Origin of the sequence: Xenorhabdus kozodoii (assembly GCF_002632875.1) — a bacterium.
In the GTDB taxonomy this organism is placed as follows: Bacteria; Pseudomonadota; Gammaproteobacteria; order Enterobacterales; family Enterobacteriaceae; genus Xenorhabdus; species Xenorhabdus kozodoii.
This window is the reverse complement of the sequence record NZ_NJCX01000004.1, coordinates 129,913-148,711: the sequence shown is the minus strand read 5'-3', so window position 1 is coordinate 148,711 and position 18,799 is coordinate 129,913. Positions and strand designations below refer to the sequence as shown.

At 42.9% G+C, this 18,799-nt stretch carries 20 protein-coding genes and 1 pseudogene; 9 read left to right on the top strand and 12 right to left on the bottom strand.

Going from position 1 to position 18,799, the window contains the following annotated elements; genetic code table 11:
• Positions 1–5: 5 nt before the first annotated feature.
• The 4 genes from speD to mobA form a co-directional block, all read right to left on the bottom strand.
• Positions 6–1,511: an adenosylmethionine decarboxylase gene (gene speD, locus Xkoz_RS04000; protein WP_099140869.1), complete on the bottom strand. Its 1,506-nt coding sequence runs from the start codon at positions 1,509–1,511 to the stop codon at positions 6–8.
• 782 nt (positions 1,512–2,293) lie between these two features.
• Complete coding sequence (locus tag Xkoz_RS03995; protein WP_167386552.1) at positions 2,294–2,551, bottom strand: IS66 family transposase; 258 nt, start codon at positions 2,549–2,551, stop codon at positions 2,294–2,296.
• 87 nt (positions 2,552–2,638) lie between these two features.
• The gene (gene mobB / locus Xkoz_RS03990; protein WP_099140867.1) at positions 2,639–3,148 is read right to left on the bottom strand and encodes a molybdopterin-guanine dinucleotide biosynthesis protein MobB; all 510 of its coding nucleotides are present in this window, start codon (positions 3,146–3,148) and stop codon (positions 2,639–2,641) included.
• A complete protein-coding gene (gene mobA, locus Xkoz_RS03985; RefSeq protein ID WP_099140866.1) occupies positions 3,145–3,732 on the bottom strand; it encodes a molybdenum cofactor guanylyltransferase MobA in 588 nt (195 codons plus the stop codon). Before mobA ends, mobB begins: the two co-directional genes overlap by 4 nt.
• A 304-nt stretch (positions 3,733–4,036) precedes the next feature.
• On the opposite strand from mobA, the gene Xkoz_RS03980 reads away from it, so the two are divergent.
• The 5 genes from Xkoz_RS03980 (at position 4,037) to spfP (ending at position 9,585) form a co-directional block, all read left to right on the top strand.
• On the top strand, positions 4,037–4,306 hold the full coding sequence (locus Xkoz_RS03980; RefSeq protein WP_099140865.1) for a YihD family protein: 270 nt from the start codon (positions 4,037–4,039) through the stop codon (positions 4,304–4,306).
• An 18-nt stretch (positions 4,307–4,324) separates the two neighbouring features.
• Positions 4,325–5,314 carry a serine/threonine protein kinase gene (locus Xkoz_RS03975; protein ID WP_099140864.1) on the top strand — a complete coding sequence of 330 codons (990 nt, stop codon included), beginning with the start codon at positions 4,325–4,327 and terminating at the stop codon, positions 5,312–5,314.
• Positions 5,315–5,331: 17 nt separating this feature from the next.
• A complete protein-coding gene (gene dsbA / locus Xkoz_RS03970; RefSeq protein WP_099140863.1) occupies positions 5,332–5,955 on the top strand; it encodes a thiol:disulfide interchange protein DsbA in 624 nt (207 codons plus the stop codon).
• Between the two features lie 410 nt (positions 5,956–6,365).
• Positions 6,366–9,170, top strand: a complete 2,805-nt coding sequence (polA, locus tag Xkoz_RS03965; protein WP_099140862.1) for a DNA polymerase I — start codon at positions 6,366–6,368, stop codon at positions 9,168–9,170.
• Between the two features lie 367 nt (positions 9,171–9,537).
• Positions 9,538–9,585 carry a small protein SpfP gene (gene spfP, locus Xkoz_RS26520; protein WP_438361642.1) on the top strand — a complete coding sequence of 16 codons (48 nt, stop codon included), beginning with the start codon at positions 9,538–9,540 and terminating at the stop codon, positions 9,583–9,585.
• 86 nt (positions 9,586–9,671) lie between these two features.
• On the opposite strand, the gene yihA is transcribed toward spfP, so the two are convergent.
• The 4 genes from yihA to darT all read right to left on the bottom strand — a co-directional run bounded on the left by yihA (position 9,672) and on the right by darT (position 12,160).
• Complete coding sequence (gene yihA / locus Xkoz_RS03960; protein ID WP_099140861.1) at positions 9,672–10,295, bottom strand: ribosome biogenesis GTP-binding protein YihA/YsxC; 624 nt, start codon at positions 10,293–10,295, stop codon at positions 9,672–9,674.
• 148 nt (positions 10,296–10,443) lie between these two features.
• A complete protein-coding gene (locus Xkoz_RS22540) occupies positions 10,444–10,995 on the bottom strand; it encodes a hypothetical protein (RefSeq protein ID WP_244183382.1) in 552 nt (183 codons plus the stop codon).
• 14 nt (positions 10,996–11,009) lie between these two features.
• Positions 11,010–11,504: a type II toxin-antitoxin system antitoxin DNA ADP-ribosyl glycohydrolase DarG gene (darG, locus tag Xkoz_RS22535; protein ID WP_244183381.1), complete on the bottom strand. Its 495-nt coding sequence runs from the start codon at positions 11,502–11,504 to the stop codon at positions 11,010–11,012.
• Positions 11,501–12,160, bottom strand: a complete 660-nt coding sequence (darT, locus tag Xkoz_RS03950; protein WP_244183380.1) for a type II toxin-antitoxin system toxin DNA ADP-ribosyl transferase DarT — start codon at positions 12,158–12,160, stop codon at positions 11,501–11,503. The genes darG and darT overlap by 4 nt, the downstream gene beginning before the upstream one ends.
• A gap of 402 nt (positions 12,161–12,562) precedes the next feature.
• Here darT and ppiA point away from each other — a divergent pair, with 402 nt between their 5' ends.
• The 3 genes from ppiA (at position 12,563) to Xkoz_RS03935 (ending at position 15,332) form a co-directional block, all read left to right on the top strand.
• Entirely contained in the window at positions 12,563–13,132 is a 570-nt protein-coding gene (gene ppiA, locus Xkoz_RS03945) for a peptidylprolyl isomerase A (RefSeq protein WP_099140859.1), read from the top strand.
• 275 nt (positions 13,133–13,407) lie between these two features.
• Entirely contained in the window at positions 13,408–13,983 is a 576-nt protein-coding gene (locus Xkoz_RS03940; protein ID WP_099140858.1) for an aminodeoxychorismate synthase component II, read from the top strand.
• A 122-nt stretch (positions 13,984–14,105) separates the two neighbouring features.
• Entirely contained in the window at positions 14,106–15,332 is a 1,227-nt protein-coding gene (locus Xkoz_RS03935; RefSeq protein WP_099140857.1) for an aspartate aminotransferase family protein, read from the top strand.
• A gap of 74 nt (positions 15,333–15,406) precedes the next feature.
• Here the strand turns inward: Xkoz_RS03935 and crp are convergent, their stop codons facing one another.
• The 3 genes from crp to Xkoz_RS03920 form a co-directional block, all read right to left on the bottom strand.
• Positions 15,407–16,039: a cAMP-activated global transcriptional regulator CRP gene (gene crp / locus Xkoz_RS03930; protein WP_004240730.1), complete on the bottom strand. Its 633-nt coding sequence runs from the start codon at positions 16,037–16,039 to the stop codon at positions 15,407–15,409.
• A gap of 513 nt (positions 16,040–16,552) precedes the next feature.
• Positions 16,553–17,422: a phosphoribulokinase gene (locus Xkoz_RS03925; protein WP_099140856.1), complete on the bottom strand. Its 870-nt coding sequence runs from the start codon at positions 17,420–17,422 to the stop codon at positions 16,553–16,555.
• A 66-nt stretch (positions 17,423–17,488) separates the two neighbouring features.
• Positions 17,489–17,707, bottom strand: a complete 219-nt coding sequence (locus Xkoz_RS03920; RefSeq protein ID WP_099140855.1) for a YheU family protein — start codon at positions 17,705–17,707, stop codon at positions 17,489–17,491.
• A 219-nt stretch (positions 17,708–17,926) separates the two neighbouring features.
• Here Xkoz_RS03920 and Xkoz_RS03915 point away from each other — a divergent pair, with 219 nt between their 5' ends.
• On the top strand, positions 17,927–18,496 hold the full coding sequence (locus tag Xkoz_RS03915) for a LysE family translocator (protein ID WP_208615203.1): 570 nt from the start codon (positions 17,927–17,929) through the stop codon (positions 18,494–18,496).
• On the opposite strand, the pseudogene murP reads toward Xkoz_RS03915, so the two are convergent.
• Positions 18,497–18,703 (bottom strand): annotated as a pseudogene (gene murP / locus Xkoz_RS22530) (PTS N-acetylmuramic acid transporter subunit IIBC); the annotation flags it as partial.
• Between the last annotated feature and the right edge of the window lie 96 nt (positions 18,704–18,799).

The window sequence follows — 18,799 nt, the reverse complement described above, 5'->3', positions numbered from 1 at the left end:
TAAAATTAAAACCCCCGCTGTAGTATCCTATACTCATATTCTTGAGCATTAAGTTGCGTTTGTAGTTGCATCATAAATGCATCTTGATGTTTAAATTCATTGCAAACGAATAAATCAAGAGCGGCGTACTGATATTCAGGCCATGTGTGAATAGTAAAATGTGACTCTGCTAATATTAGTGCACCACTGACACCCCATGGTTGGAATTGATGGAAGTTATGAGTTACAACATTCAGCTTATATTGTTGGGCAATATCAAGCATGATTTTTTCAATGGCTGATACAGATTTCAGTACCTCTGCATCACAATCTTTCATATCTATGATGATGTGAGTGCCGAGTTGTCGTGTATTATCCGGTAGACTTACTTTTTCCTGACCACGATATTGGAATTTAGTGCCGTGGCACTTATTACAAGTTGCCTCTATGAGTTGTTCTATCGTTAATATGTTTTTTCCGTGTCCAATGGTTATAATTTTATTACATGATTTACATTGGTAAAATTTTATACGAGGGTTAATTTCTCCAGTATAGATTTTATCTGAATAATTATTTCCCCCTGAAATCGTTGGGTAAGTTTGAGGTGTAACAGAAAGAACATAGAGATCGCTGACATTACTGATAATACTTCCGCCATGATATTTATTGAATTGCGGATAAATATTCTTGATAAGAAGGTTCTGGTTATTGAATAACCTTTGAACTTCTTGGTTCTCCATTGGTTTTTTTTGACCAAAGGAGAGTAAAATTTCACTATTATCATTTTTAGTGAAACTAATAGCACGTGATAAAAATAGTTTTAATCCACTCAATGTATAAGGTGGATCTGTTAAGACGATGTCAAAATTTTTAGTGTATACATTAGCGAGTTTTAGATCTAAGTATTCAGTATTAATAACAAAATTATTTTGCTCTGCGATATCTCGAATAAATGTTAGTAGGTCTTGGTCGATATCTTTGACAAAAATATTTTTTGAACAATCGTGGCCGAGCTTTTTAAATGCCATCATCAGGGCTAAGGAAGTCAAATCATCATCACCCAAAAATAAAATATTTTGCTTAAATATTTTTGGGTTATTAAGTAATAGCATTACCCTTTGTACTGATGTCTCTAATGTTGCATGTGCTTGATCTAACAAAACATTGACGTGAGGCCTGATATTATATATAGGTTCCAATAAAATGGTAAGTTCTTTCTCAAACTCTTCTCGTTTCTCTTCTGATAACAGAAGATTATATTTATTTATATCAACTGATTTATATCCTAGCTCCTCTTGTACATATTTCATGCCTATGTGGGTTAATTTAAAAATGCCTTTGTTCTCAGCATAATTATATTTTATTAATTCTTTTTTGAATGCTGAAATGATAGGGATAGGTAATCTACTATTTAATGAAAGGTCTCTATTTGAAGTGTGACCATATAAATATAATAATATTAATAACTCCTCTAGAATTTCAACTGGGTGTGATAATTTCATATTATTTTTTATAGAATTAAGTTTGTTCATTATAATCTCTTTTTGATCTAATTTTTAATTCGATTTTTAATTGTTTTCCAAAATATTGTTTTTTTATAAATCTGTAAATTTATCTTCCTGTAATTTATGTATTATAATTTTCATTATATAGAGAAATATTAGTTTCAACTAGTTTTTAGTTTAATTGAAATAATAAATCAGGGTGATATTTTTCTACCAGACAATTGTCTGAAGTGCTAATTGATTGTGTTAAATGGTGAGAATTACATAAATATAATATTTAGCCTATTGTTAGTATTGATAACAGGGGGATGTTTTTAAATCCTGCTTATTATTAGCATACAGATTCTGCCGCATTAACAAAGAAAGTACGAGTGAAGATAGGATAGCGGCTAACATCAGGTGGGCTGGAAAGATAAGGCTAAACCTGACCAATATGGCTGGTGGAAATGTGGGGATTCTGGCATCATTTAATAATGAGGGTACTCGAATATCGTATTAGAACCGACATTCCGCACCGCATTCGTAATTTATTGTTTTAATTAATATTTAACATTTGTGCGAAATTAACACAAACAGTTAAAAATCAGTACATTACAGATATAGCTGCGGAATGACGGTTAGAAGAGAAGCCGGAGCGGATTTAATTGTAACCCTTTCCCAGCCATGTATGACTACCAGGAAAGCAGATTAAACACATCCGGGTAGGGCTATTTTCGGGTCACCGCTGTCACGATTTCACTAATCACATCCAAGGCAGATAATTCCCGTTTTTTGTAGGCTTCCACCACCGGCAGCAGTCGGGAACGGTACTATTCACCCAAGTAGAAATTTGTCCTAAAACAGATTTTCCGCATGATGACACTGTCACGCAGGCACTGTTCCGCCTCGTTGTTGGTCGATGGGATGTCTTTATGACGGAGAAAAGCACATAGTTCCGCTTCATGCTTAAGAATATAAGGCAATACATACAGTTGGTTTCGAACTTCATTGACATAGCTATATGAGATTTCGTTGGCAATTTTAACCGCAGACAGCGAGGCATCACGGATTGGATCCTGCTTCCCCATTATCATTATCGTTGTTTTATTTTATATTACTTTAGGTAATCATCTCAGCCTCATACGTCCATGACAAATACCGTCCGTACTATTTTTTTATTGATATAACCACTCGGCAATAAATGCTACCACTTTCTCTGGCCGGTTGATATCAAGTTGTGGCAGTGGTGTTGCCAGCGCAATATCGCTGGCAATTGCGATGACATAGGGGTCGAGGAGTTGATCAACGGTATGGTTTAGCCCGTTACGATAAAGCGCGATTTTGGGAATGGGTTCTTGTTTGAATCCTTCAACCAAAATCAGATCCAGCGAATTTGCATCAAATCGGCTGGCAAGGTAGTCAAGATCCAGTTCCGGCAACGCTGGGGTTTCCGTCATCAAAGCCCAGCGTTGTTGGCTGGCGACCAACGTTTGTGCTGCCCCTGCTTTGCGTAGTTCATAGCTGTCCTTGCCTGGCTTATCGATATCCATAGTGTGATGGGTATGCTTAATCAGCCCAACGCGGATATGTTGCTGGCGCAATAGGGGAATGACTTGCTTTAATAACGTCGTTTTTCCGGTTCCACTATAAGCGGTGATACCTAAAATGGGCAGAGTACAGTTCATGCCGACTCCTGAAGGCGTTCCCAGTGATGATATTCCTTATGGGTGTTTAAGTTATTGAAATTATTTGGATTGGGAAAGTAAACTGCCTTCGCCTTAATCATCTGCATAAAGAACATCAATTTTCTGTCCCCCAAAGCGAGATAGCTTTCCAGACGAGGGATTAGGCTGCGGTGCATTAATGTCAGGGTAGGATGTGCGCGCTCGCAGTCATGCGCATAGGCAGCCCAGGCATGTTGCTTGTAGTGCCATAATCTAGCGACAAGATCACCAGGGAAACTGGGAACATCACAAGGGACAAAGACCACCCATTCATGAATGGCGCTTTTTAAAACCGCCAACATACCGGCTAATGGCCCGGAAAAATCGGCAATCATATCCGGTATGATAGGATAGCCACTTTGCTGATAAATCCCCAGATTACGATTGGCATTAATCAGCAGCTCATGGACTTGCGGTTGCAATCTTGTGGCAATGTGTTGATAAAGTGGTGCATTGTTAAATGGCAGCAGTCCCTTATCGTATCCTCCCATACGGGTGGATAATCCCCCTGCCAGAATTGCGCCACTGATTTTTGGATGCGTCATGTCAAATCACCTGATATTGGGCAATGAAATATTTCATGTTTGTTATACCCTTTATCTTTCAATTCGTAGCGTTATTGGCGGTATTCACTTATCCCAATGCTATTGTTATCGATGCTTTGAGGAATTTGTGAACTTGCTGTTGCGCTGTAATTTGAAATCGATAGGGTATATATAACCATTGTGAATCAATATCTCATCATGCTGCTTTGAGGCGGAAGTATAACTTTACGCGGATTGACAGACCAATGCTTTCTCAGAGCCATTAACCCTGCTAATTTGTATCGTTATTTATAAGGAACCAAAAATGAAGTATCACCGCCTCAATGAAGTTATCGAACTTTTACATCCAGTATGGAAGAATGAGCCAGATTTGAATCTGGTGGCACTTTTGCAGAAATTGGCTGATGAAGCGGGATTCACCGGGCCGTTGTCTCAATTAACGGATGATATCCTGATTTATCACCTGAAAATGCGTGGTACGGATAGTCATGCAGAAATCCCAGGGCTGAAAAAAGATTATGAAGACGATTTTAAGACGGCGTTGTTGCGTGCCAGGGGCATTATTAAAGATTGATGAAGAGAGAGCTGTGTTGTGACGGAACCGAAGGCGTTTAATTTCCAGAATATTACACCCGATTTAATTATGGATGCATTGGTGCACTCTGGCCTGTACCCTGATTCTGGTTTGACCGAACTCAATAGCTATGAGAATCGGGTCTATCAGTTCATGGATGAAAACCGCAAACGTTATGTGGTGAAATTTTATCGTCCCCTGCGCTGGAGCAAGCAGCAAATTCAGGAAGAGCATGATCTTGCCCATGAATTGCAGCAAGCCGATTTGCCTGTGGCCGCACCGTTGAAGTTTGATGGGCAGACGGTGCTGAATGAGAGTGGTTTCTTTTTTGCCATTTTTCCCAGTGTAGGAGGGCGTCAATACGAATCAGACAATGTTGACCAATTGGAAGATGTTGGGCGACTACTTGGAAGAATGCATCAGATTGGGGCAAAAAAACCCTTTTCTGTCCGTCCTACCCTTAATCTGAATGAATATTTATATCAGCCGTATCAATACCTGGCTGAATGTGAACTTATTCCCGCCCGACATAAACCGGTTTTTCTGGCTGCATTGAATGAATTGAATCAGGCAGTCGCAAGCCAATGGCATGATCACTGGCAAGTATTACGGCTGCATGGGGATTGCCATGCGGGTAATATTTTGTGGCGTGATGAAGCGTGGTTTGTCGATCTTGATGATGCCCGCAATGGACCCGCTATTCAGGATTTGTGGATGTTGCTGAATGGTTCACGACAAGAACGGTTGATCCAGTTGGATATCTTGCTTGAATCCTATGATCAGTTTATGACATTTGATCCCAAGACATTGGCATTAATAGAGCCGCTGCGAGCGATGAGAATGGTCTATTATTTAGCCTGGGTTGCCCGCCGCTGGCAAGATCCGGCTTTTCCAAAAGCGTTTCCGTGGATGGCCGATAGTGATTTTTGGCATAGGCAAGTGAATATTTTTTCTGAACAAGTCCGGCTGTTACAGGAGCCACCTTTACAGCTCAACCCGATGTATTAATTTTTTTGGAGACCATTATGAAGAAATTTTGGCTAGCACTGGTGGGAGCGTTCATGGCATTTAATGCATCCGCTTCCGGTTTTTCTGAAGGTAAACAGTATACTGAGTTAAGAGATCCGGTTGCGAATCAGCCTCAGGTAGTGGAGTTTTTCTCTTTTTATTGTCCTCACTGCTATCAGTTTGAAAATATTTATCATGTCCCGACGACGGTTGAGAAAAACTTGCCAGCGGGTGTGACTCATGAGCGTTACCATGTGGATTTTCTGGGGCCTTTAGGGAAGGCATTGACTGATGCCTGGGCGGTTGCCATTGTCATGAAGGTTGAAGAGAAAGTTACCCCTATTTTGTTTGAGGGCATTCAGAAAAGCCAGACTATCCATGGCAAGGAAGATATCCGTAATGCCTTCATCAAAGCGGGGGTATCCGGTGAAGAGTATGATGCAGCCCTGAACAGCTTTATTGTGCAATCTGTCGCTGCGAAAGAGCGTCAGGCAGCCAAGGATTTCAACTTGCGCGGTGTTCCGGCGGTTTTTGTTAATGGTAAATATTTGGTGAACAATGGCGGCATTGACACCAGTTCAGCGCTGAACTATGCCCAGAAATTCTCTGAGGTGGTGAACTATCTGGTGAACAAAAAATAAGTCGCAAGAGGGTGGCGTAGTGGAACAAAAACACTAAGATTAATATAAAATAATATAGGTATTGTGCCGGTCATGAGAGCATTGGCACAATACTTGCCGAAAAGCATCTTTCATAACATAAACTCCGGTAATATCCACAAGTCAGTGATTTTAAAGTGGTTGTAATATTTGTTTAATATTACGCGTAATTCATTGATTTTTACCTCCTGTTATCCACTCTTTACGGCTATAAACATAAATCTGTTTTATATGCCACTTTTTTGTGCACAAAGTTATCCACAGCGTACTCATCAGAATATTTTTCATAAAATGTAAGTTAGTACGAGAAAATTCCCGCAAAATTCGTCTATAACGACACAGTATGGCATTCTATTCTTTAATTCATCCCACAGAACGACGAAGAAAATTTTATGGCACAGATAGCAGACAATCCCCTGATTTTGGTTGATGGTTCTTCATACCTTTATCGTGCATACCATGCGTTTCCTCCACTGACAAACAGTTCGGGAGAGCCGACTGGCGCCATGTATGGCGTGCTGAACATGCTGCGGAGTTTGATTATGCAGTATAAACCCAGTCATGTGGCGGTCGTATTTGATGCTAAAGGCAAAACGTTCCGTGATGAACTATTTGCTGAATATAAATCCCATCGGCCGCCAATGCCGGATGATTTGCGCTTGCAGATTGAGCCATTGCACAAGATGGTCAAGGCGATGGGACTGCCCATTTTGGTTGTGCCAGGCGTTGAGGCTGACGATGTTATCGGGACATTAGCTTTACAGGCTGAAAAAGAGGGTCATTCCGTGTTGATCAGCACGGGTGACAAAGATATGGCGCAATTGGTGACGCCAAATATTACATTGATTAACACGATGACCAACACCATTTTGGGGCCGAAAGAGGTTGAGGAAAAGTACGGTATTCCCCCTGAACTGATAATCGATTTTCTCGCCCTGATGGGAGATGCGTCCGATAATATTCCAGGGGTGCCAGGAGTAGGCGAAAAAACCGCGCTGGGATTATTGCAGGGGATTGGCGGTTTGGATGAAATCTACGCCCGACTGAATGAAATTGCCACACTCAGTTTCCGTGGAGCCAAAACACTGGGCGGTAAGATGGAACAGCACAAAGAGGTGGCCTATCTTTCCTACCAATTGGCGACAATCAAAACCGACGTGGCGCTGGATAAGCGTTGTTTGGATCTTGCCGTTATGCCACTGGATACCGATGAGTTACTGGCACTGTTCAGCCATTATGAATTCAAGCGTTGGTTGAGTGACGTACAAAATGGCAGTTGGTTGGAAGAAAAAGGGCAGAAATCGGCCGCCGCCAGTACCAAGCAAGGATCTGTGGTCGCGACATCAACCGTTGTTCAATCAACCGCGGTTAAGATTTCACCGGAAAATTATCAAACCATCCTTGATCGCCAATCCCTTGATGAGTGGATTGAGAAACTGAAACAGGCGCCGGCATTCTCTTTTGATACTGAAACTGACAGCCTCGATACCTTAACCACCCATCTGGTGGGGATGTCTTTTGCCATTGCGGTGGGATCAGACGTTGAAGCGGCTTATCTGCCGTTGGGACACGATTATCTGGATGCCCCACAACAGTTGGATCTCCATGAAGTTCTCGCCGCAGTCAAGCCGCTGCTGGAAGATGCCAACCTGCCTAAAATTGGCCAAAACCTGAAATTTGATCGTGGTGTTATGGCACGTTATGACATTGCCCTGAATGGCATTGTTTTCGATACCATGCTGGAATCGTATATTTTGAACAGTGTGGGAGGGCGGCATGACATGGATAGCCTTGCTGATCGTTATTTGGGCTATAAGACCACCACATTTGAAGAAATCGCGGGTAAGGGTAAAAAACAGCTAACCTTCAATCAAATCCCATTGGAGGAAGCCTCAAAATATGCGGCGGAAGATGCAGATGTGACTCTTAGGCTACATCAGGCGCTGTATCCCCAGTTAGAGAGTGTCCCAACGCTGCAAAAAGTTTTCCAGAAGATCGAAATGCCGCTGGTGCCCGTGCTATCGCGCATGGAAAGAACAGGGGTGTTGATTAATGCTCAAACCTTGGCAGGGCATTCCAGGGAAATTACTGCACGTTTGGATGAGCTGGAAAAATCCGCTTATGAGCTGGCCGGGGAAGAATTCAATCTGGCATCACCAAAACAGCTACAGGTCATCTTATTTGAAAAAATGAACTTGCCTGTATTGAAAAAAACGCCGAATGGCGCACCATCAACGAATGAAGAAGTATTGGAAGAGTTGGCCGAGAATCATGAGTTAGCCAGAGTGATTTTGGAACATCGTGGGCTGGCAAAACTGAAAACCACCTATACGGATAAATTACCGCAGATGGTGAACCCACTGACAAACCGCGTTCATACTTCTTATCATCAGGCAGTCACTGCGACGGGGCGTCTCTCTTCCCGTGATCCAAACTTGCAAAACATTCCTGTTCGTAATGGTGAGGGGCGCCGTATCCGTCAGGCATTTATTGCACCGGAAGGTTATCGCATTATGGCGGCGGACTATTCACAGATTGAATTGCGCATTATGGCGCACTTGTCACAGGACAAAGGTTTGTTGGAGGCATTTGCCCAAGGCAAAGACATCCACCGTGCGACGGCGGCGGAAGTGTTTGGTGTGTCATTGGAACACGTGACCAACGAGCAGCGTCGCAGCGCCAAGGCGATTAACTTTGGCCTGATTTATGGCATGAGTGCGTTTGGTTTATCCCGCCAGTTAGGCATCCCGCGTGGTGAAGCACAGCGCTATATGGATCTCTATTTTGAACGCTATCCAGGGGTACTGGCTTATATGGAACGCACACGGGCGCAGGCGGCTGATCATGGATTTGTCGAAACTCTGGAAGGCCGTCGGTTGTACCTGCCGGATATCAAATCGCGTAACGCCATGCGCCGCAAGGCTTCAGAGCGTGAAGCTATCAATGCCCCGATGCAGGGTACAGCCGCGGATATCATCAAATTGGCGATGATTGCGGTGGATAATTGGATTGTCAGTGAGCAACCCAATGTGCGCATGATCATGCAGGTGCATGATGAACTGGTATTTGAAGTACATGAGTCAGAGCTGGAAACGGCGGGGCAGAAAATCAGGGCGTTGATGGAACAAAGTATGCAGCTTGATGTGCCGTTAAGAGTGGATATTGGGATGGGTGATAATTGGGATCAGGCACACTAATAGACCTTTCGTCTTACTTAAACGCTGAAAAAGGGTCGCAGGAATGTGGCTCTTTTTTTATCGTCGGGTGTTTTGGTGGCGATGAATTTTTTTATTGAAGGATTTTTATGGGATCACTGCTGGTTTAATGAACTAAAATTATTCCAATCACGCCGCAAGGAGGCGTGTGACAAGAATTTAAGTTAAGTTTTAGATTAGATCTAGATCTCACAATTATGTAATTAAACTACATAAAAGGCGCCGGATTAACCTGATTTGCTTAAATGTTAACAGCTTAATCGAGGTAATTAGTGAAAATAAATTACAAAAAAGTCTTTTTTTGATTAAAAGAATAGGTTAAAGTTATTGGGTAGGGTACAGAGGTAAGATGTTCTATCTTTCAGACCTTTTACTTCACGTAATCGGATTTAGCTGAATATTAGCTGCCCCAGTCATTTTTTTTGACTGGGGCGTTTTTTTATGTCCGATTTATGAAGTTGGGGGTATAGAGCAGGGCGGCGATTATTCCGCTGCAATAGCAGGTTGGTTGAACCAAAGGTTGAGTTTTTGCTCTAGTTTATCGATACCGATTTTTTTCAGGACGGAGAAATATTCGACCTGAATATCACCCTCTAAAGAAGCCAGTTCTTGACGCACTTTCGCCAGTTGGCTTTTACGGGCGCCGGATGCCAGTTTATCGGCTTTTGTTAGCAATACCATGATGGGGACTTGCATCACGACAGCCCATTCGATCATTTGCCTATCCAGATCTTTGAGTGGGTGGCGGATATCCATCAAAACCACCAGCCCTAGCAGGCATTCGCGCTTCTGGAGATACTCTCCCAAGGCATTTTGCCATTTACGCTTCATCTCTTCCGGTACTTCAGCATAGCCATAGCCCGGCAAGTCTACCAGACGAACCCCTTCTTCTACTTCGAACAGGTTAATTAATTGGGTACGGCCAGGGGTTTTACTGGTACGTGCGAGGCCCTTTTGGCAGGTCAGTGCATTCAGGGCGCTGGATTTACCCGCGTTTGACCTACCGGCAAACGCGACCTCAATGCCCACATCTTGAGGCAGGTGGCGAATGTCAGGTGCACTCGTGACAAAGTGGGTCATATGATAGTTGTAGTTCTTGATGGTCAAAATGGTTATCTCCCTGGGGAATACACGAAAACAGCGCGGTGATTATACCGAGGGTAATCGCTTGTGGACAGGAGTAACTTGGTGGATCCGCTGCTTTCCCATAGCTATCGTCGTAGCTATTCAACCGATTAACGCATTCTATTTTTATTTAAGCTGAAATAAGTCTATTTATAGCGATATTGACATGGCGATCTTCAAACAGCGATAGCTTTCGTGCCGCCCACTTAGCTCCAGCTTTCCATTGACTCAGTCCTTTTTTAATTGATTCAATATTGCTGTCGCATTTCTCTTCATATAGGAGCCAATCAACTGTAGCTAGCAGCTCCATGCCATAGGGAGATTCAAATCCTTCGATTAGCTCTGCTGTTTTTTCTAATACCGATAGGTAATCTTTAGCTTCGGTTCTCAGGTAAGCTTGGAGTTTTTCTTTTTTCGCATCATTAAATCGGATGACATCTAGCGGATCACTATCAGGAATACGTTTATCAGAACAGAGATAGCTACCATCTAATGCATTGAGTAAATGCATTAAATTGTGGGCATATGGTCCATAGTTTTTTGCTTCAAACTTGAGTTTGAGAATATCCTGAAAGCCTTGTTTTTCAAGTTCTCTAGAAAGCAACCAAGCGAGTTTCTGAATTTCGAGTAAACTGCACTCCATACCCAGTATCCAGTAACGACGGATAAGTTCCGTGATCATGGCTCTGGCTGGAGTTAATGCCTCAACTCCCTTTTTTTACTAACATTGTGGTAGTTGGCAATAGGCTCGTAAATGTAGATGTTTACACCAGTTAGAGGTGATAATGCGACTTCGATCTCTTGTTTCACATCATCCCAGTTAAGGCCACCGTTACCTGCTCCTAAGGGAGGAATTGCAATAGACCTGACGTTATTTTCCACAATCCATTTTTTGAGGTCGTTTAACCCTTCGATAATCCATTCCATTTTAGAGGGGAAACGCCAGTGCTGTTTGGTTGGAAAGTTAACAATCCAGCGAGGACCAACCAGCTCTCCTGTTTCAGTCACAAATATTTTTCCAGTATTAACCGCACCAGATTGGCAAGCCTTTCTATACAAAGCCATATTCAAAGGAAAGCGTTCTTTAAACATTAAAGCAATTCCTTTTCCCATCACTCCTACGGTATTGACTGTGTTAACCAATGCTTCCACATCGGAGTCGAGTAAATTGCCTTTTGTATAATGCATCATGAGAAATACCAGTTTGGTCTTGCGATCACTTGAACTTTATGACCAGATTGTTTAATTAACCTGTCTAAGTGTGGCTTATCTTCTTTAGAGTAACATACGATACCAATGAGAGCCTCTACGGGGCAATAGTTATGTATAAGAGCTTCAGCTTGGTAACGTTCAAATTTAGCGGGATCGTCAGGATCTCTTTTGAAATCTTTCGATTGAATAATAGTCCAGTCAATTTTGTCTAGATCTGCAATGTTAGAATAGAAATTTGACCACATGTAGTAGGCGTGGCTATCAGTAAAAATAAAAGGAACATCTAATTCATTCAATTTATGTAAACTAGAAACAAGGATGATTATTTCGTTGTTAGAGCGTTGTTTTATTCCTCCCCAACCGCTATGTATGTTCTTTAGCATAGGTGAAAACGGTGTGAAGTAAAACGGGATATCATCGGTTAATGTCCCCCCAGGGGCAATTGGAACAGGGTGATTAGCCCTTTTCGATATGAGTTCTGGGTTACCAATATCCACCCAATCCTTTGACTTTTTACCACTATTTCCAGCGAAAAAACCATTTTGAAGGATCCATGAGAGATTATTTTTGTGCACAATCCGCCAAATCAATGCCTTCTCGGAATTTAAACTGTATTTATACCAGTCGTCTTTCAAGATGCGTCTTATATCTCCCCGCGTAGCGGGGAGATATAAACACTCTCGTTGGTTTGCAAGCGGCAACTTGAAGTTAGATTGGTATATATGGAAACATGCCATATAGAGAGTAAGGCATTGCCATTTGTATTCTCATCACGAACAAAGATATTAAAAATATCCGACATCTTCAATCTTTACGCCTTAGTCAAAAAAACGAACCAATATGCGGGTTATTCCCAGAATAACCTTTGTCTAACTATGCGAACATAAAAGTCGTGTATGGCTAGAGTTTCTCGCTACCCACCTAAAATACGCGTAAATGTAGGTAAATCTTTGGAACTTAACTTCATTGGGAATTACACTTAATGAGTTTTGTTGTTATGAGTTTTATTGTTGACCTCAAAAATAAAGGAATCATGAATGTTTAAACGTATTTTTGTGTCGCTTATGACGGCATGTGCTATCAGTGCGATAGCTGTTCCAGCATTAGCCGCTGAAACTCACGTGAAGCTGGTAACCTCAGCCGGAGAAATCGAACTTGAGTTAGACAGCAATAAGGCACCAATAACGACTAAGAATTTTGTTGAGTATGTCAATGAGGGATTTTATAACAACACCATTTTTCATCGTGTTATCCCAGGCTTTATGGTTCAAGGTGGTGGCTTTACCAAAGAGATGAAACAAAAGACCACCAGAGAGCCAATCAAAAATGAAGCAGATAATGGCCTGCGCAATCTTCGTGGCACCATTGCTATGGCACGTACCGCAGATAAAGACAGCGCAACCAGCCAATTTTTTATCAACGTGACCGATAATGCCTTCCTTGATCACGGGCAACGTGACTTCGGCTATGCCGTTTTTGGCAAAGTCGTTAAAGGTATGGATGTCGTTGATAAAATTTCCCAGGTCAAAACAGAAAATGTTGGTCCTTATCAAAATGTACCGGCAAAGCCTATTGTGATCTTGTCTGCCAAGGTTGAGGCTAAATAGCCCGAATGAGACATTACGGTATTCAGATAACCCTTTGAGTACCGTTTATATCATCTCCCTCCCCGCCATTTCCTACGCTGTCACGTTAAATTGCATTAGGTTGCATAGTGGCAATGGGTCGCTGTATCACTATTTTAAACGTGCTTCTGTGATATGATGAGTCCCCTATTGCTGTTGATACCGCTTTACCTGATTTTTCTGTCATACAGAATGCATAATACCCCAGTGGGGTAGGGTAACTTATAAAACTATAATAATCAGTAGGATATACTCCTATGTTACTAATAATAGATAACTACGATTCTTTTACATTCAATTTATATCAATATTTTTGCGAGTTAGGGGCAGAGGTTTTAGTTAAGCGTAATAATGAGCTACAGCTTGAAGATATTGAAGATTTGGCGCCGACTCATTTAGTCATTTCTCCTGGCCCTTGTACGCCAAATGAAGCTGGGATCTCGCTGGAAGCGATTTCACATTTTGCAGGAAAATTGCCCATCCTCGGTGTGTGTCTGGGACATCAGGCGATAGGGCAGGCTTTTGGCGCCAGTGTTGTTAAAGCGCGTGAAGTGATGCATGGAAAAACCAGCCTGATCCACCATAGTCAGCAAGGGGTATTCAAAGGGTTGGATCGTCCATTAACGGTGACGCGTTACCACTCTCTGGTCATTGCCGCAGAAACGCTGCCTGCTTCATTTGAAGTCACGGCATGGAGTCAGCGCAATGGTGATGTCGATGAAATTATGGGAATACGCCATCGTACTTTGCCACTGGAAGGCGTGCAATTTCATCCAGAAAGCATTCTGAGTGAACAGGGACATGAGTTATTAAATAATTTCCTCAAATATTAGCCAGATACCTCCACATTCCCTCATTCAGTTGTTTTTTTATTTGCTCTTAAGTGATTTTTTATTCATATTTCATGATTATTATTTCACTTCTAAGTGGCAAATAAAAAAATAAGGTGGGGGAAATGGTAGAAAATAAAATAATAAATAGAAATAGCTATGATCAAGTGATGTTGCCTATTTATGCACCGGCGGATTTTATTCCTGTCAGGGGGCAAGGAAGTCGGGTATGGGATCAGCAGGGTCAAGAATACATTGATTTTGCCGGTGGTATCGCGGTCCTGGCGCTGGGACATTGTCATCCGGCTTTGGTGAACGCCCTGAAACAGCAAAGTGAAAAGCTGTGGCATATCAGCAATGTTTTTACCAATGAACCCGCTTTAACCTTAGCGCAAAAATTGATTGATGCGACCTTTGCACAGAAGGTCTTTTTTGCCAATTCAGGAGCGGAAGCCAATGAAGCGGCATTTAAGTTGGCACGTCGTTATGCGATTACCCGTCATCATCCCAATAAGACCAAAATTATTGCTTTTCATCAGGCATTTCATGGACGCACCTTTTTCACTGTTGCGGTAGGAGGGCAGCCAAAATACGCCGAAGGATTTGGGCCAAAACCTGCTGATATTGTCCATGTGCCTTTTAATGATCTGGCTGCTGTCAGGGCGGTGATCGATGATCACACTTGCGCTGTTGTTTTGGAGCCGATCCAAGGGGAAGGCGGGATTACTCCTGCGACGATGGCGTTTCTGCATGGGGTGCGTGCATTGTGCGATAAGCATCAGGCGCTATTGGTGTTTGATGAAGTCCAGAGTGGGATGGGGCGCACGGGCAAGTTATATGCTTACCAGCATTATGGTGTACAGCCGGATATTTTGACGACAGCAAAAGCGCTGGGGGGCGGTTTCCCGATCAGCGCGATGTTAACGACAGATACCATCTCGGCGGCAATGGAAACGGGGGCACATGGAACGACTTATGGAGGAAATCCGTTGGCTTGTACTGTGGGTTGTGTTGCCCTGGATATTATTAATACTCCGGCAGTATTGATGGGCGTGGAAAAACGGTACGACATATTTATTCATGCCCTGGAAAAGATAAACCAAAAATATGGCATCTTCCATGAATTTCGCGGAAAAGGCTTACTTATTGGCGCCGTATTGAAAGCAGAATATCAGGGCAAGGCCAGAGAAATATTGCAGCAGGCGGCGAAATTGGGGGTGATGTTATTGAGTGCGGGCGATAGCATTTTGCGCTTTACTCCCTCCTTGATCATTCCTGAGGATGAAATCATCGAGGGCATGATGCGGCTGGAAATAGCGATATCCCAATGGCTAAGCAGATACGATAGTTAACGGTTGGGTGAAGAAATAAAAAAGCCAGTGCGAAGTAACAGGCGGCACTGGCTGAGTTTCAGGTTTATAGGGAATTAACGCGTCCCATAAACGACGATGGTTTTGCCATGTGCAGAGATCAGGTTTTGATCTTCCAGCATTTTTAGGATACGGCCAACCGTTTCACGGGAACAACCCACAATTTGCCCAATTTCCTGACGTGTGATTTTGATTTGCATACCATCAGGGTGAGTCATTGCATCAGGCTGTTTGGCCAAATTGAGCAACGTCTGGGCGATACGGCCTGTAACGTCCAAAAAGGCTAAGTTACCTACTTTCTCGGAAGTGGTTTGTAGGCGACTTGCCATCTGGGCAGATAAACGCATCAGAATATCAGGATTCACCTGAATTAACTGGCGAAATTTCTTATAGGAAATTTCAGCCACTTCACAGGCACTTTTTGCTCGTACCCATGCCGTACGCTCTTGCCCCTCTTCAAACAATCCAAGTTCACCAATGAAATCCCCCTGATTTAAATAAGAGAGAATCATTTCTTTGCCTTCTTCATCTTTTATTAGAACAGCAACCGAACCTTTAACAATGTAGTAAAGCGTTTCTGCTTTCTCGCCTTGATGAATAAGCGTGCTCTTGGATGGATATTTGTGAATATGGCAGTGTGACAAAAACCATTCAAGAGTAGGGTCTGTTTGTGGCTTGCCGAGAACCATTCGCTTTATCCTCTGTTGTTATTTCTGCCTTTATGGTGTGAGAAACCGTCGTTTCTCTTCAGGCTGGCTTTATAAAGTCAATAGCTTAACATATTAACCTGTTGAAAAACTGACAAGCGGGAATTTTATATGGATTATAAGAATGTCGAAACGTGGGCATATTGATCTTAATCCATATACCTTGCCGATCCACGCTTGTAACCTTGTTTGTAACACAGGAAAACGTTTCTGTCTTCTCCTGTATCGCTTCAGCATATTAAACGGGCGGCCAGATTACCAGAAATCGGTTAGAAGAGAGACTTTTATTGATTTTACATTTATAAAAGGAAAAAAATAATGCGGAATACCCGTTGAGCGGTTGATGCGTTATGGTGTTTTTTATCTGTACCTGCCTCTTCGAAAACCGAATTTTTATCCCTTAATTTATGCCATAAAAATGACCGAGTTATTTAAATAAAACAGGTAACGTTATTTTTTGTTACCTGCTTATTAAAAATAAAATAGCGACGTAAATTACGAGATTTTTTTGCCTTCCAGTAATTGCTTAACAAGTGGTGCCATAATTAACTCCATTGCTAGCCCCATTTTTCCACCTGGAACGACGATAGTATCGATGCTGGAAATAAATGAACCCTGAAGCATGGTGAGTAAATAAGGAAAATCAATTTGGGTGAGGCCACGGAAGCGGATCACAATAAAACTTTCATCCAGCGAGGGAATGGCCTTGGCAGAGAAGGGGTTGGACGTATCGACAGTAGGGACACGCTGGAAGTTGATGTGGGTGCGTGAAAACTGAGGCGTGATGTAGCGGATATAGTCATCCATTGAACGAACCACAGAATCCATGACAGCTTCCCTGGAATGCCCACGCTCGCTGGTATCGCGGATCAGTTTTTGTATCCATTCCAGGTTGACGATAGGCACAACGCCAATCAACAGGTCAACATGGCTGGCAACATTGTGTTGCGGCGTGACAATTCCACCATGCAGCCCTTCATAAAATAGAACGTCCGTGTTTGATGGCAAGGGTTCCCACGGTGTGAAAGTACCTGGCAATTGGTTATAGGGGACGGCTTCATCATAGGTATGAAGATATTTTCGGCAGCGGCCATTGCCCGCTTCCCCATACTCAAAGAAGGTTTTTTCCAGCATGCCGAAGTCATTGGCTTCTGGCCCAAAATAGCTGATATGTCTGCCCTGCTCTCTGGCTTTCCGTATCTCGGCATCCATTTCAGGACGAGTATAACGATGGAAACTATCCCCTTCAATGAGTGCGGCGGTGACGCCAAGTTGTTGGAAAATCTTGCGAAAAGCGACACTAGTCGTGGTTGTTCCTGCGCCACTGGAACCAGTGATTGCGATGACGGGATGTTTGGCAGACATGAACAGACTCCTTAAACAATAGAATTGGCGAATCAGTCAGTTAGAATGAATAGAGCAAGCTGAAACTTATGGTCGAAACATCTCTTTAGGCAAGATATTAACGGTTCCATGTAGTTCAGACCATACCAACAGAACCTCACCTCGTTCAAGCTGACGTTTGACATCCTGCACTTTTTGTTCGAGCGTTTTTTCCTGTTCGCCGTAATCCGTACCCTCCCGCAAGACAAAACCCTCAATCAAGTTAAGGAGTGTATCGGCTTCCAATTGTTGCCACGGGATAATCATTGTGATTGCGCCTCACTTTGTTGATGACGTCGCCACAGACGGGGATTGCTTCTTCCCCTTAAAGGACAAAAATGCTTACTCATAATGAATTGATTTCATGATTAGTTATCTTGTATGTGAAATAACATACTGCTATTTTTCTTGAAAAGAAATCTCAACGAGTTGGGTCGGAGGGATCTACCCGTGACTTTCAGTTTTATATTCTCGCTTAGTATATTTATGTTTATTTCCGCAGTGACGCCAGGCCCAAACAATGTGTTGCTGACATCATCGGGAGCAAATTTTGGCATTCGTCGCTCTGTCCCGCTTTGTCTGGGGATTATTCTGGGAATGCAGACAATCTTGCTGCTGTCTGCGTTTGGTGTTGCCGCGTTACTGCTGATTTATCCTGCCATCCATATGGGGCTGAAAGTGCTTGGATGCCTGTATTTATTGTGGTTAGCCTGGAAAACTGCCACTTCGCATTATAAGCGGCTGGACACCACAACATCGGCAGGAACGCCCGCCAACATTTATCAAGGTTGGTTATTGCAGTTCTTGAACCCAAAAACATGGCTAATGGGATTGGGGGCGGTCAGTAGTTATAGTCTGGCCGGAGAGCTATATAACCATTCCATTTTTGCTATCAGTCTCGTGATGTTAATCGCCAATACCCTTGCGGGTGCAATCTGGCTTATTCTCGGTTCATTGATTGGGCGCTTACTGAGAAGCCGGCGTGCCTGGTTTACTTTCAATATCGTCATGGGGGTTCTGACTGTTGCTTGTGTGCCGCTAATCTGGTTTGGCTGATTAATTTAAATCGATATGCTTACTCCCGAAGAAGAGTGTTAGCGTGAAGCCAGCGATATAGGAGACGATGAGTCCGGCGCTATATACTGCCATGCCCGTGAAGATGCCGCTGTTGGATGTCATCAGTGGCAGGGCGACCAACCCGGAGGGGCCGAAAACACTATTTAATCCGATAGGCCATCCCCACCAAGCAATCAGACCGATAAAAATCTATGGTCACCCCCGTTTTTGCAACACAAATTTTGATGTATGGTGGGCTTGCTTAAATCTATTCGGCATCTAATGAGCATACTGCCCGTGCCA